Genomic DNA, 13,621 nt, shown 5'->3' on the forward strand with positions numbered 1-13,621 from the left:
ATGAAACTGCGCCATCTCGCGCTGCCTGGCCTTTTCTGGCTGTTTGTCGCCTACCTCTTCCTCCCGCTTCTTGTCATGGCGGCCATGGGCTTCCGTGATTCCAATTTCGTTGCCTTCCCGATTCATAGCTGGACCACGAAATGGTACAGCGAAGTGCTGCTTGACCGCGACGTGATGGAAGCGCTGTGGCTTTCAGCCAGGGTGGCGGTCTTCTCAACGCTCATCTCGGTCGCTGTCGGCCTGCCGGTTGCTTTCGCCGTTGCCCGCACATCCGGCATCGCGCGCGGTCTGCTGATCGCACTCATTCTCCTGCCCGCATTCCTGCCGGTGGTTGTCTCGGCGATCTCGCTGCGCATCTTCATCGGCCGTATCGGTCTCGAAACGGGCACTGCGGCAATTGCCTTCGGGCATGCTGTCGGCTCAGTTCCCTTTGTCGTCATCATGATCCTGACCCGTCTCAACACGATGGGCCGCAACATGGCCGATGCGGCACGCAATCTCGGTGCGGATGATGTCATCATTCTGGTGCGCATCGTGCTGCCCTATCTGTCGCCGGCGCTGCTGGGCGCATTCATGTTCTGCCTGCTGCTTTCGTTCGAGGACTTCGTGCGCTCGTTCTTCCTCGGCGGGTTCGAGCAGACCTTCCCGGTTCTCCTGTTCGCCCGGCTGCGCTTCGGCTTCGATCCGGGCCTTGCCGCCATCTCGACAATCGTCCTCATCGCCACGACTGGCTTTGGCCTCTATGCCGAACGCTTTGTCCGAAAGCGCAGCCTGCGCAGCGAAACCTCCCTGACTTCCGGTGCCAAGAATGACTGATCCCGTACCCGCCATCGAGATGAAGAACATCTGCAAGGCCTATGGCGCCCTGCGGGTCATCGACGATGTTTCACTGAAGATCGAGCGGGGCGTGTTCATCACCCTGCTGGGGCCATCCGGCTGCGGAAAATCAACGCTGCTGCGCTCCATTGTCGGTCTGGCCGAGCCTGACAGCGGCGAAATTCTGGTCGATGGAAAAGACATCACCCACGCCGCCGCGCACAACCGCCCGGTGAAAATGGTGTTTCAGGACTACGCGCTCTTTCCTCACATGACCGTTGCCCAGAACATCGGCTTCGGCTGCGAGATGCAGGGCATGGAGAAGGGCGCCATTGCCCGCCGCTGCACCGAACTTCTGGAACTGATCCGCCTGCCAGACATCGCCAATCGCTACCCCGATGCTCTGTCGGGTGGTCAGAGGCAGCGTGTTGCGTTGGCCCGTGCGCTAGCGCCCGATCCGGCGGCACTGTTGCTCGACGAGCCGCTTGGCGCGCTCGATCTGAAATTGCGGCAGGACATGCAGCGCGAGCTGAAGGCGATCCAGCGGCGCACGGGCAAGACCTTTGTTTTCGTCACCCACGACCAGCAGGAAGCCATGTCCATGTCGGATCTGGTGGCTGTGATGAACAAGGGCAAGATCGAACAGCTCGACAGCCCCGAAAACATCTACGCCAACCCCGCAACCCTCTTCATCGCCGACTTCGTTGGCGCAACCAATATCTTCGGAGCGAAGGTAGAGGCGGCTGACGGCGATCATCTCATGCTGGCCGTCGGCGATGCCCGGTGGCGCGTGCCTGCCGCACGCGTGACCTCACGGGGCAAGCCGGCAATGGGCGAAACCGTTTCCGTGGTGATCAGGCCGGAGGCGTTCAACATCGGCGCAAGCCGTCGAAAGGACGACATCGTGCTGTCGGCTCGCCTGACCGACCAGACCTATCTCGGCGACCGTGTGCATCTGAATGTCGAGACCGTGGATGGCGCATCGCTGCTTGTCGATGCCCGGCCTCCGGTAACCGCCAGGCAGAATGCGGAAATCACCCTGCACTGCCGGCCCGACAACCTGGCAATCATCGCCGGCTGACCGGCGCAAGAAACAAACTGAGTGTGAAATGGAGATTTTTTGATGGAAATGATCGATGCCCGGCGGGTGCATGAACTGCTAGATTATGAAGGCCTGTTCGCAGCGCTTGAAGCCGCGCACAGGGGCGGCATGCCCAAACAGTCCGACCGCCTGATCTATCAGGAGCCGAATCCCGATGGCCAGCCGGACATCTTCATTATCCTGCCCGCCTGGGAGCCGCAGGAAGGCATTCTGGCAAAACTTGTCACCTCTTTCCCGAACAACAAGGCACGACACAACCTGCCGACCGTCAACTCCATCTATGTCTTCATCAATGCTGACACGGGTGTTGCCGAAGCGGTGATTGACGGCGAGGCCGTGATCTTCCGCAAGACCTCTTCGGATTCGGCCTTCGGCTCGAAGCTTCTTTCACGTGAGGATGCGGAGAACTTCCTGATGATCGGCGCTGGCGGGCTGGCACCCTTTCTCGTCAAGGCTCATCTCACAGCCCGTCCGAATCTGAAACGTGTCACGCTTTGGAACCGCACCACGGCCAACGCCGAAGCACTCGCAAAGACGCTCGCCGCGGAAGGGATCGAAGCGGAAGTCGCCTCCGACCTCGACGCGGCCGTGAGTGAGGCCGACATCATCTCAAGCGCCACCATGGCAAACGAACCGCATCTCAAGGGCAGGCTGCTGAAGCCCGGCGCGCATGTGGATCTTGTCGGCTCCTTTACGCCGGAGATGCGCGAAGCCGACGACGATGTCCTCAAACGCGCCTCGATCTTCGTCGACCACCGCCAGACCACAACGCGCTCCGGCGAGTTCCTGGGGCCCTACGAGCGCGGCATCATCACGCCGGAGGATGTGCGCGGCGACCTCTTCGAACTTTGCCAGGGCAAGGTGAAAGGCCGCCAGTCTGCCGATGAAATCACAATGATGAAGAATGGCGGCGGCAGCCACATCGACTATTACGTCGCCAAATATCTGATGGACCGGCATCACGGCCGGCCGTTCTCGACACGCTGTTCGAGCTGATCCAGTGGTGGCGGCGAAAGCGCCGCCGCCACCCTTTGACGATGAACGTGAGGTGAAGACAAGGGGAGTGTCATGGAACTGCCGCGACGTTTGATCCCTTCCGTTTCTGGCCTGATCGCCTTCGAGGCGACGGCAAGACATCTGAGCTTTTCGCAGGCCGCCAAGGATCTCTCGCTTTCGCAAGGCGCCGTTTCCAAACGAGTGCGCCAGCTGGAACAAATGCTTGGTGTGGCACTTCTCGCCCGCAACAATCATCAGGTCCACCTGACGGAGATGGGGCGGCGCTATCTTCCGCAGGTGCGCACCCTTCTGGGGCAACTGGAAAGTTCGACCCGTGCGCTGATGCAGGGTGCAGATGGCAAGGCCGTCATCACCGTCGCGGCACCGGTCGGTCTTGCTGCGTGCTGGCTGGTCTCGCGTCTTGGCATATTCCAGAACCGCCATCCCGGCCTCAACATCAATCTTCTCACGTCAAGGCCGCTTCTGGAGGCCGATGACGAAGCCGTCGATTGCGCTATCGTGCAAGGCATGCCGCAATGGGGCGGTGTCGCATGCACGCCCCTTTTCGAGGAAGAACTGCTGCCGGTGGCAAGTCCGCACTTCATGCGCAACCGGCGACCCAATTCGCCCAGTGTGCTCCAGGAATGCACGCTGCTTCACCTCACGGATCAGCCGGACCTTTGGGTGGAATGGTTTGAACTGGCCGGGTTTCCACGGCCAGGACTGCCGCGGGGGCCGCAATTCGATCAGTTCCCGCTCCTGATCATGGCCGCAGTGCATGGTCAGGGCGCCGCGATCATCCCTCGCTTCATGATCGAGCGAGAGCTGGCATTGGGTGAACTGGAGGTGGTGCTCGACATACCGCTCCGTAACCGGAAAGCTTATCATTTTGTCATGCCCGCACGCTCGGAGAGCGACCGAAACATCCTTGCTCTGCGAAACTGGGTTCTGGAATGCGTGGCAGGCGATGCGGGCTGCAGCCAAGCGGCTTGAGGTTGCCCGTCGGCCTTGCCTGATAGGCACTGCCCTATTCCAAAAAGCGATTTGAGCCCATCCAGCCTCAAGGGCAGACTTTCTTTGGGAAGCGCGGCATTCCGGATACCTGTCCAGTGAAGACGGGAGCGGATTATCAGCCGGGCGAGAACCAGAGGAGAACCAACAATGCCCGGTAGAACACACAACTTGCTTTATGCCACCGCTCTGGCCGCCGCAGTCTTTGCTGGCGGTTCGACGGTTGCCGCTGCGGAAGACGAAATCAGTTTTCTTGTGGTCGATTACGAAGCGCCCGGAATGGGTGACTGGTGGCAGCTTCTCGTTTCGACCTATGAAGAGAAGACCGGCAACAAGGTGGTGCCCCGCAACACGCCGGCAAGCGAATATTACGAACAATTGCTTATTCAGGCCGCCAGCGGCACCGGCGCCGATATTCTAACCGTCAATCCAAACAACATCGGCGAGCTTCTGGCCGCCGGCCAACTCATGCCATTGACGGAATTTCTCGAGAGTTCGGGGGTAAAGGAGCAGATCGTCAAAGGCGGTTTCGATGCCTTGACGGCAGATGGCGAAATCTACGCTTTGCCTATCACGGGCCGCACGCTCGAGCTCATCTACAATGCCTGCTATCTGGAAGAAGCCGGTTTCGAGCGTCCACCGCAAACCCCGCAGGAATTTCTGGATTATGCCACCAGGCTGACTGTCAAGGACGATTCGGGGCGCGTGACCCGCTATGGCGCGAATATGGTCAACGCCAATGAAGACCCCACTTATGAGATGCTTCTCATGTGGAGCATCGCAAATGGTGGCTCCTTTGCTGACGAGAACGGCAACTTCACTCTGGATTCCGAGCCTGTGATCGCCGGTCTGAAACAGATGAAGGCGCTCTACGACGCAGGTGTCGTTCCCAGGGGAATGAGTGAAACAGACCAGCGCTCGCTCTTTGCCACCGGCGGAACCGCCATGACCATCGACGGGCAATGGCAGTTTCCCTTCATCGAGAAGAACAACCCCGACAATTTCGACTGCTACAAGTCAGCGCTTCACCCGTGGGACGGGCCCGGCACTGGTGGCGTCAACATGGCGCTGGCGATCAATGCAGCAACATCAAACCCGGATGCTGCCAAAGCCTTCATCGAAACCGCGGCCAGCGCCGAGATGCAGTCCGCATTCTCCGATCACAGCCCCTATATCCCCTATGGAGTGAATGCGCTGACGGACGCTCAGAGAGAGGCTCGCCCCTATCTGGAACCCTGGATCGCGAGCAGCGGAAACGCGCATCCGGTGGCGATTCCCGGCCACGCAGACCAGTTCAACGAGATATGGCCGATTGTTGTCGACGCCGTGTTGCTGACCCTGCGTGACGGCAAGCCCGCCGAAGAGAGCCTCGCAGAAGCGCAGGCCAAACTGGAAGACTGCTGCGCCAAATAGGCGTGGTGGGTCGCGGGTATGCAGATTTCGAACAACAACAAGAGAGAGGGTGGACAACGGGCCGTAAATGGCAGCCGGGTCACCACTTTCCTGACGGAAGGAGGAGGTTTCCTTCTGATCATGCTGCTGCCCGCCCTGCTGGTCCTGGGATTTGTGATCGGCCTGCCGATGCTGAAGGCACTCATACTCAGCTTCGACACGATCAACTTCCGCAGGCCTGCAGCGGCGGGCACTTTTGGTTTGCACAATTACGAGAAGCTCATTTTCGACGCGCAGGTGTGGCATGCGGTCTGGCGCTCGGCGCTTTACATGGCGGGCACCGTAGCTGGGTCGATTGTGCTTGCCCTTTCGGCAGCGCTTCTCACACGTCGCATCGTACACTTTCGCGCACTGGCGCGTCTTGCCTTCCTCATTCCATGGACGGTCCCGGCCGTGGTCACTGCCCTGGTCTGGGGGGTGATGTATGAGGGCAATTTCGGGGTTATCAATCGCCTTCTGGATCCTTTGCCTTTTTTCGACCGGACAGATTGGCTCATAGACCGGGACACGGCCCTTCCCGCTTTGATCCTGGCGCAGGTGTGGAACGAATTCCCCGTGGCCTACATCTTCTTTCTGGCAGGGCTTCACTCCATTCCCGAAGAGCTCTACGAGGCCGCACGGATCGATCGCGCGAGCGCCTTCAACCAGTTTCGCTACATCACGCTTCCGCAGCTCAGTTCGATCACGGCCGTGATCGTGATCCTTCTTATGATCATGGGCTTCAAATCCTTTCCCATCATATTCATCCTCACCGGGGGCGGACCAGCCGGCGCGACCGAGACAATGACAGTGCTCACATACAACACCGCCTTTCGAAAACTCGATTTCTCATATGCGGCAACGCTCGGCATTCTCGCCGTCTTCATCTCGCTCGCCATGGTCCTTGTCTACCTGCGCGTGATGAAGCGAGCGGAACGCGGCGTCGACGGAGCCGTTTGATCTTGGCGCGCCCCGTCGGAAACTCCACCGGAACCGAGATCCTGCGTGTCTGCGCATTGGTGCTCCTGGGCATGATCGTCCTCTTTCCGGTCTACTGGATGGCAATGATCGCACTGACGCCGACCGGCTTCAGCCGCAGCCTCTCCGGCATCGTTCCCGAACAGATCACCTTCGAGAACTTCATCATATTGTTTACCGAGCGACCGATGCTGCGCTGGATGGGGAACAGCATTTTTGTTGCAGCGGCGTCATCTTTCCTCTCGCTCGCCTTCGGCGCGTCGTGCGGCTATGCGCTCAGCCGTATAAAATTCCGCGGTTCAGGGCTGGTTCTCATCCTGGTACTGGCCACACAGATGATGCCGGCCACCAGCATCGTGGTGCCGCTTTACATTCTGTTCCGCGACTTCGGCCTGCTCGACACGATGCAGGGCATGGTGCTCGGGCACATCTCGCTCGTGGCTCCACTGGCAATCTGGATGAGCAAGGGGTTCTTCGACAGCATCCCTGCAGACCTCGAAGGCGCAGCGCGCATTGATGGCTGCTCCCGCCTTTCGGCCTATTGGCATGTGACCCTGCCTCTGGCCCTGCCGGGACTGGCGGCGATCTTCATCTATGGCTTCGTAACAAGCTGGCACGATTTCCTCTTCGCCAAAACCCTCATCAATTCTCAGTCCCTCTGGACGGCGGCCACTGGCATCTCCTCCTTTCGCGGCGAGTATTTCACCCTTCACGAATTGCAGATGGCGGCGGCCCTGGTCTTCGCGCTCCCGGTCATCATCGTCTTCCTCATCATGCAGAGACGCATTGTCTCCGGCGCGCTCGCCGGCAGCGTACGCTGATCGCAAAACAGGCATTGGAACAGCCATGGCAACCGTGACGTTCTCAAAAATCGTCAAAAAATACGGGCAGACCGAAGTCATCCACGGCGCTGATATCGACATAGAGGACGGTGAGTTTGTCGTTTTCGTCGGCCCGTCCGGCTGCGGAAAATCGACGCTTCTGCGCATGCTGGCCGGGCTCGAAAGCGTGAGCGGGGGCCAGATTCGGATCGGAGAAACCGTGGTCACCGACCTCCCGCCAAAGGATCGGAACGTGGCCATGGTGTTTCAAAACTATGCGCTCTATCCGCATATGAGTGTGGCCGACAATATCGGCTTTCCACTGAAAATGACCGGCGTGCAACGGGCGGAGCGAACACCCAGAGTGACCGAAGTGGCGCAGCTTCTCGGCCTTGACGGTCTCCTGGACCGTTATCCGCGCCAGCTCTCGGGAGGCCAGCGTCAGCGTGTCGCCATGGGTCGTGCCATCATACGTCGACCTTCGGTTTTCCTGTTTGATGAGCCTCTATCCAATCTGGACGCGGCGCTGCGCGTGCAGATGCGCCGCGAGATCAAGCTTCTGCACCGGCGTCTGGGATCCACGATGATCTTCGTCACCCATGATCAGGTGGAAGCAATGACCATGGCCGATAGAATTGTGGTCTTGCGCGACGGGCGCGTCGAACAGATCGGCACACCGGATGACATCTACAGAAAGCCGGCAAACAAATTCGTGGCCAGCTTCATCGGCGCCCCTCCCATGAATGTGATCGAAGGGACGGTCGCTCTATTGCAGCAGGGTCCTGTTTTCATGCCGAACGCCGAGCCAAAGCTTGCAATTGATTTACCTGCAGACGCGAAAACACATCTGCACGCAGCCTTTCTGGGCATCCGACCCGAAGACTGTTCTCTGCAAAGTCGAAGCGGGCCTTCCCAACTGGAAGGCTGTGTCAAATTCATTGAACGAAGCGGTCCTGAAACCCAGTTGACCATCGCACTCGGTGCGACCGGAAGACTGTCCGTTGTTTCCGTCAACTGGGATGGTCAGAAACACGCGATCGGTGATCCTGCGCGCGTTGCCTTTCCTGCCGAAAGGCTGTGCCTGTTTGACAAGGAGGGAAACCTGTTACATGGATCGTGAATTGCATCTGTCCGACGTCAGCGCTCATGGCAGAGGTTAAAGGATGATTTGGGTGTCAGCCCGGTGACACGGGAGCAAAGATGAAGCCACATCCTCTTATCCGGAACGGCTGGCCAAAGCTCCTGCTGAGCGGATGGTGAAGAGAACCCGCCATTGCACCTCATCCAGAAGTTCAGCTACGAACTCTAGAGATTTGTTCCCTAGTGCGTGGGGCAAGCCGGCTTTCGAGCAGTTCGCCACTTTCGCTCAAGATCGGATAGGCAGCGGTCGCCAGAAGAGAGTTGATCTCCTTTAGCGACCGCACGACCTCAAGATGCATGTCACTGGTCTCGATGCTTTCGACCATTCCCGACTGCAGCCGCATCAGGTGGCAATTGTGGCTTTCCCGCTCGAGAAGGCGCATCTGCTCCTTCTCCCTGACCAGCTGGCGTGCCGTTTCCAGATCACCCGACACCAGCACATTCAGCGCAAGTTGCATATTGGTCCGCACTCTTTCATGCAGACGCGTCATCTCGGCAAAGCCTTCCTCGGAAAACTGCAGCTTGCGACGCGCTTTCTTCTCTGCCAGCGGCAGTAGCGACTTGGCGATGATGTCTCCGATGTGCTCGAGATTGATGGCGAAGTCAGTCAGTTCGATGCCGCGCTGCGCTTCCTCCGCCGTCAGCCGCGCCCGGTTCACCTTCGCAATAAAGAGCTTGATATCAGTGTGCGCGCGGTTGACTTCTTCATCCAGCCGGGTGACGCGCGCCACCTGATCGCTATCTCCATCATCGAGTAGTTCCATAACTGGACGGAACATGGTCTCAACTGTCTCCCCCATGCGCAAAAGCTCGCGCGTGGCGCTGGCCAGCGCCAGACGTGGCGTATCGATCACCGCCTCATCGAGTGCACTCATCGGGCGGGTGAGAAGCGCACCCGCCTTCTCCATCTTGGACTTATCGCCAATGAGGCGCTCCGTCAGACGTTCCACTAGTCCTGTGAATGGAAGGCAGACCAGAACCAGGAGAACGTTGAACACCAGGTGGAAATTGACGATCTGACGCGCCTCACCCATTCCCAGCGCATCCATGGGAACAAAGCTCAGTTCCACAACCGCCAGGGCCACGAGCGCTGCCGTGACGCGAAAGAGCAAATTTCCAAGCGGAATGCGTCGCGCATCTTCACTCAACCCGCGCGTAAGCCAGACAGCGATCAGCCCGCCGCCGATATTGGCGCCCAGAACCATGGGCAGCGCAACCTCGACCGGCAAGACGCCCTGCTCCGCAAATGCCGAGATAAGCAGGATCGCGGCCACCGAAGAATGAATGAACCAGGTCAAAATCGCTGCCAGAACCAGCGCAGTGATCGGGTCATCCCGCAGGTAGCCCATAATTTGTGGCAGAACCTCACTTTCACGTAGCGGTGCGGTCGACTGGCCAATCATGGACAGCGAAAGTAGGATGAAGGCTATGCCCAGCAGGATGCGCCCGCCCTGGCGGATCTCACGACGTTCGAACTTGAGAAACATCGTTGCACCCGCAAGCATGACAAGCGGGATCGCCCAGGAAAGGTCGAAGGAGAGAACCTGCACCACCAGCGCCGAACCGAGGTCGGCGCCCAGGAGGATCGCAATTCCTGTCGAAACTGTCAGTATGCCGCTTGCAGCAAATCCCGCCGCCAGGATAGCCACCGCCGTTGAACTCTGCAGAACGACCGCCAGAACGGACCCCGCTACAGCGGCGCGCGCATGCCCGCCTCTGGCCTTCCGCAGTGCATCCTTGAGCGCGCGTCCATACGCACGTTCCACCCCCGTGCGCACCATGCGCACGGCCCATAGCAAAAGCATCACGGCAGCTGCCAGATGAAGCAGAACGACCAATGGATGCATGAACGTCTCCTTCAGGGAACGGGTATCACAACGGTCAATTTCGTGACGTCGTCCAGGTTCCAGCGATTTTGCTGCGAGCTGCCTATGAAGTGGAGTTCAGTTTTTTGGTGTCGCTGGTATTACAACCTTGGGTCAGGCTGTGGTTTCTGAGCCTTTCAAAAGGCCCGCTAGCCAGGCAGAGACCGACCGGGACTGAAATGAAGGAACATGAGCTGTTTCAATCCGCCTACCGTGCTTTGGCGACCCTGTGTTGGTAAGTCACGATTGTTGAACATCCCAATGAGGCGCTTCATCGCCCATCTGTCGCTGTCCTGCGTCTCGAGTTCCCACCAGGACAGACCGTCTGCGCACATTTCCTGACCGATGCTATTTGATCCCGGCCCGCATGAAGCTCTGGACGAACTGCCTCTGAAACAGAAGGAAGCCGATCAGCAGCGGTCCGGATGTTATCAGGGTTGCCGCATTGATGATTGACCACTCGATACCGCTGTCCGTGGTTGCGAAGATCGAGAGGCCAACGGTGAGAGGACGCGTCTCGGTGGAAGAGGTGATGATCAGCGGCCAGATAAAATTGTTCCAATGGTGCGAGACCGAAACAAGGCCAAACGCGAGCATGGTGGGCTTCGCGAGCGGTACGTAAACCCTCCACAGCAACCCAAGCAGCGTGCAACCCTCAATGCGTGCGGCTTCGTCGAGCTCTTTCGGAATCGTTTTGAACGTCTGGCGCAGCAGGAAGATCGCAAAGCCGGAAGCAAAGTAGGGTAGCCCAATTGCAAGGATCGTATCGACCAGTCCGAGACTACTCATCGCAGCATAGTTCCTGACGATCAGGATATCCGGCATCACCATGAGCTGAAGCAGCACCAACGAAAACAGAAGGTTTTTTCCCGGGAATTCGAGCCTGGCAAAGGCAAAACCCGCCAGGGTGCAGAGAACAAGCTGCGCGGACAGAATCATGGTTACGAGCAGGATGGTGTTCACGAAATACCGCGCGAATGGCGCTGCATTCCATGCCTCAACGAAATTCTCCAGAGTGAGCGGCGCAAACAGATCGAAACGCGTCTCATAGGCAGAGGGATGAATGGCGGTCCACACTGCATAAAGCAGTGGAAGGAGCCACACCAAAGCCAGCGCCCATGCGCCAGTGACGAACAGGATGCGGTCGAAGCTGATCTCACGCACGCTTGAACCGGAGGACACCTGCGTCTGTTTTATGGCGGTCGTCGTCATCTGTAGTGCACCCTGCGGTCGAGAAGAAAAAACTGGCCGATGCCGACAACCGCCAGGATCACAACCATGACAACGGTGAGGGTCGCGGCATAAGACGTATCCCAGAAACGAAAGCCCTGATCGTAGATATAATAGAGCAGCAGGATCGAAGCATTGTTCGGCCCCCCCTGCGTCATGACGAACACATGGTCGACCATGCGAAACGCATTGATCGTCGCATTGACCGACACAAAGAGAGTGGTTGGCATGATCAGCGGCCAGGTAACCCGCCAGAAGAACACCCAGCTTGAAGCGCCTTCAAGCGCCGCCGCCTCGCGCAGGCTTTGCGGTATGGTTTGCAGCGCTGCGAGGAAAAAAATCATGAAGAACCCGGCCTGGTTCCAGACCGTCACCGCTGTAATGGCGTAAAGCGCGGTGGAGGGCTGCCCCACCCAGTTGACGGGCGACAGGCCGAAAAGGCCGCGTATTTGGTCGAAAAGGCCGAAACCCGGAAGATAAAAAAACAGCCAGATGTTGGCGACCGCAATCAGCGGCAGGACAGTCGGCGTGAAATACGCCATCCGAAGCAATCCCTGCCCCAGAATCTTGCGTGACACGAACAGAGCCATCGACAGTGCGAGTGCGATCGAAGCGGGGATCGTTATGGCAGCATAGATCGCGTTGTTGATCATCGCCTTGATGAACACCGCGTCGGAGAGCATTCGCTCATAATTGTCGAGCCCGAGAAAGACCGCGGGACGTTGCCCGCGCGGCGTGGACCAGAAGCTGTCGAGAACCGTCTGCACGGCCGGCAGGTGCGTGAACCCGAAAAGCAAAAGCAGCGCAGGCATCAACAGGAGCCAGGCGTTTATCCACTCGCGTTTGATCATGATCTGCGGCCTTTTGGTGAAGACACGTTCGGGGGCGGCCATTCTCGCCACCCCCGCTTGTTCCTACTGACGATACAGTTTCAGAACGGCGTCCGCTTCGCTCTGAGCATCCTTGAGAGCCTGCTCGGCGGACTTCTCACCGACAATCGCGGCCGCAATGGCGTCGTTCAGGATCTGACGCACGCGGGCGTTCTCATAGGTCGAGAACTCGGCAACTGCATGCTCGAGCTGGTTGCGGGCAACAAGAGCACCCGGCGCCTCCCGAACGTACTCTTTCATCTTTTCGGTTTCCCAGATGTCGGGACGTGGCGCCACATAACCAGTCGCGATTGACCATGTGGCGGCCTGTTCGGGAGCTGTGGCCCATTTCACGAAATCGATGGCCGCACGGGTCGATTCCTCGTCATGTCCCTTGAAAAGGAAGAAATCACCGCCGCCTGTCGCAACGCCATACTGCTTGTTTTTTGGCAGCATTGCGACACCGAGATCGAAGGTTGCATTGGTGCGGATGTTGGTGAGATTTCCGGTCGTGGTGATCGCCATCGCGGTTTCGCCATCCAGAAAAGCGCGCGGGGTGGCACCCCAGTCGACAATGCCCGGAGCCATAATTTCATGCTTTTTCGAAAGGTCGACGAAGAACTCAAGCGCCTCGATCACCGCCGGCTGATCGAAATAGGTTTCGGTGCCCTCTTCGTTCATGAGTTCAGCGCCATTCGCGATGGCAAGCGCCTGGAAAGGCCAGTAGGGAAAGCCTGAGGAGGGTATGCGAACTCCCCACTGGGTGACGTTATCACTGTCGTCGCGAACCGTAAGTTTTTTACCGGCCTCTATAAGCTCCTCCCAGTTACTGGGTGGGGCCTCCGGATCAAGCCCTGCCGCCTTGAAGGCATCCTTGTTATAATACATCACTGGTGTAGACCGCTGGAACGGGATACCCCAGGTCTTGCCAACCTTGTAGGTGTTGGCGCGGAATGCATCGTAAAAGCCACCCACCCAGGTCTCGAGTTCATCTTTCGTCAGGTAGCTGTCCCATGCCTCAACGAGACCTTCATCCTGAAGCATGAAGACATCCACGGCCGAGAGAATGGCGAGATGCGGCGGGTTGCCACCGCGGGCTGCCGTGATGGCACGGGTCGTCGTGTCAGCATAACTACCGGTGTAGATGGCGTTGATCTCAACATCAGCGTTCTCGGCCATGTACTGCTCGGTCATTTCCTGAATGATGTTCGCCGCATCTCCTCCGACGGCGACCGGGAAATAGAGTTCGAGATCGACGGCAAGCGCCGTGGACATCGACAACGCCAGCATTGCACCGCAAAGCGACGAAGATTTCAGAATCTGTTTCATTGAATGCTCCTCCCTGGATTGTTCTTGTTTCAC

General features: G+C 58.5%; 12 protein-coding genes. 8 read left to right on the plus strand and 4 right to left on the minus strand.

Annotation, left to right across the window (positions count from 1 at the left end; genetic code table 11):
- From HF949_RS02470 to HF949_RS02505, 8 genes are all read left to right on the plus strand, one after another.
- Nucleotides 1-816 carry an ABC transporter permease gene (locus tag HF949_RS02470; RefSeq protein WP_292898136.1) on the plus strand — a complete coding sequence of 272 codons (816 nt, stop codon included), beginning with the start codon at nucleotides 1-3 and terminating at the stop codon, nucleotides 814-816.
- Nucleotides 809-1,897: an ABC transporter ATP-binding protein gene (locus tag HF949_RS02475; protein WP_292898137.1), complete on the plus strand. Its 1,089-nt coding sequence runs from the start codon at nucleotides 809-811 to the stop codon at nucleotides 1,895-1,897. The genes HF949_RS02470 and HF949_RS02475 overlap by 8 nt, the downstream gene beginning before the upstream one ends.
- 42 nt (nucleotides 1,898-1,939) lie before the next feature.
- A complete protein-coding gene (locus tag HF949_RS02480) occupies nucleotides 1,940-2,914 on the plus strand; it encodes an ornithine cyclodeaminase family protein (protein WP_292898138.1) in 975 nt (324 codons plus the stop codon).
- A 72-nt stretch (nucleotides 2,915-2,986) separates the two neighbouring features.
- Nucleotides 2,987-3,907 (plus strand): LysR substrate-binding domain-containing protein, encoded by a 921-nt coding sequence (locus tag HF949_RS02485; protein WP_292898139.1) that lies wholly within the window; start codon nucleotides 2,987-2,989, stop codon nucleotides 3,905-3,907.
- A 168-nt stretch (nucleotides 3,908-4,075) separates the two neighbouring features.
- Nucleotides 4,076-5,338 (plus strand): ABC transporter substrate-binding protein, encoded by a 1,263-nt coding sequence (locus tag HF949_RS02490; protein WP_292898140.1) that lies wholly within the window; start codon nucleotides 4,076-4,078, stop codon nucleotides 5,336-5,338.
- An 18-nt stretch (nucleotides 5,339-5,356) separates the two neighbouring features.
- Nucleotides 5,357-6,316, plus strand: a complete 960-nt coding sequence (locus HF949_RS02495; RefSeq protein ID WP_292898141.1) for a carbohydrate ABC transporter permease — start codon at nucleotides 5,357-5,359, stop codon at nucleotides 6,314-6,316.
- Between the two features lie 2 nt (nucleotides 6,317-6,318).
- Nucleotides 6,319-7,155: a carbohydrate ABC transporter permease gene (locus HF949_RS02500; protein ID WP_292898142.1), complete on the plus strand. Its 837-nt coding sequence runs from the start codon at nucleotides 6,319-6,321 to the stop codon at nucleotides 7,153-7,155.
- Nucleotides 7,156-7,180: 25 nt separating this feature from the next.
- The gene (locus HF949_RS02505) at nucleotides 7,181-8,275 is read left to right on the plus strand and encodes an ABC transporter ATP-binding protein (protein ID WP_292898143.1); all 1,095 of its coding nucleotides are present in this window, start codon (nucleotides 7,181-7,183) and stop codon (nucleotides 8,273-8,275) included.
- Between the two features lie 172 nt (nucleotides 8,276-8,447).
- Here HF949_RS02505 and HF949_RS02510 read toward each other — a convergent pair whose 3' ends face one another.
- The 4 genes from HF949_RS02510 to HF949_RS02525 all read right to left on the minus strand — a co-directional run bounded on the left by HF949_RS02510 (nucleotide 8,448) and on the right by HF949_RS02525 (nucleotide 13,588).
- Nucleotides 8,448-10,142, minus strand: coding sequence for a Na/Pi cotransporter family protein (locus HF949_RS02510; protein ID WP_292898144.1), 1,695 nt, complete (start codon nucleotides 10,140-10,142; stop codon nucleotides 8,448-8,450).
- A gap of 366 nt (nucleotides 10,143-10,508) precedes the next feature.
- Nucleotides 10,509-11,372 (minus strand): carbohydrate ABC transporter permease, encoded by an 864-nt coding sequence (locus tag HF949_RS02515; RefSeq protein ID WP_292898145.1) that lies wholly within the window; start codon nucleotides 11,370-11,372, stop codon nucleotides 10,509-10,511.
- Entirely contained in the window at nucleotides 11,369-12,283 is a 915-nt protein-coding gene (locus HF949_RS02520; RefSeq protein ID WP_292898146.1) for a carbohydrate ABC transporter permease, read from the minus strand. Before HF949_RS02520 ends, HF949_RS02515 begins: the two co-directional genes overlap by 4 nt.
- Before the next feature lie 21 nt (nucleotides 12,284-12,304).
- Nucleotides 12,305-13,588: an ABC transporter substrate-binding protein gene (locus HF949_RS02525; protein ID WP_292898147.1), complete on the minus strand. Its 1,284-nt coding sequence runs from the start codon at nucleotides 13,586-13,588 to the stop codon at nucleotides 12,305-12,307.
- Nucleotides 13,589-13,621 lie beyond the last annotated feature (33 nt).

This window comes from Nitratireductor sp., from assembly GCF_017794765.1.
In the GTDB taxonomy this organism is placed as follows: Bacteria; Pseudomonadota; Alphaproteobacteria; order Rhizobiales; family Rhizobiaceae; genus Nitratireductor.

Bases quoted from the DNA above. Each gene is read 5' to 3' on its own strand.
- HF949_RS02470 (WP_292898136.1), top strand. From the start codon at position 1: ATGAAACTGCGCCATCTCGCGCTGCCTGGCCTTTTCTGGCTGTTTGTC.
- HF949_RS02510 (WP_292898144.1), bottom strand. From the start codon at position 10,142: ATGCATCCATTGGTCGTTCTGCTTCATCTGGCAGCTGCCGTGATGCTT.
- HF949_RS02495 (WP_292898141.1), top strand. From the start codon at position 5,357: ATGCAGATTTCGAACAACAACAAGAGAGAGGGTGGACAACGGGCCGTA.
- HF949_RS02485 (WP_292898139.1), top strand. From the start codon at position 2,987: ATGGAACTGCCGCGACGTTTGATCCCTTCCGTTTCTGGCCTGATCGCC.
- HF949_RS02515 (WP_292898145.1), bottom strand. From the start codon at position 11,372: ATGACGACGACCGCCATAAAACAGACGCAGGTGTCCTCCGGTTCAAGC.
- HF949_RS02475 (WP_292898137.1), top strand. From the start codon at position 809: ATGACTGATCCCGTACCCGCCATCGAGATGAAGAACATCTGCAAGGCC.
- HF949_RS02525 (WP_292898147.1), bottom strand. From the start codon at position 13,588: ATGAAACAGATTCTGAAATCTTCGTCGCTTTGCGGTGCAATGCTGGCG.
- HF949_RS02480 (WP_292898138.1), top strand. From the start codon at position 1,940: ATGGAAATGATCGATGCCCGGCGGGTGCATGAACTGCTAGATTATGAA.
- HF949_RS02490 (WP_292898140.1), top strand. From the start codon at position 4,076: ATGCCCGGTAGAACACACAACTTGCTTTATGCCACCGCTCTGGCCGCC.
- HF949_RS02505 (WP_292898143.1), top strand. From the start codon at position 7,181: ATGGCAACCGTGACGTTCTCAAAAATCGTCAAAAAATACGGGCAGACC.
- HF949_RS02520 (WP_292898146.1), bottom strand. From the start codon at position 12,283: ATGGCCGCCCCCGAACGTGTCTTCACCAAAAGGCCGCAGATCATGATC.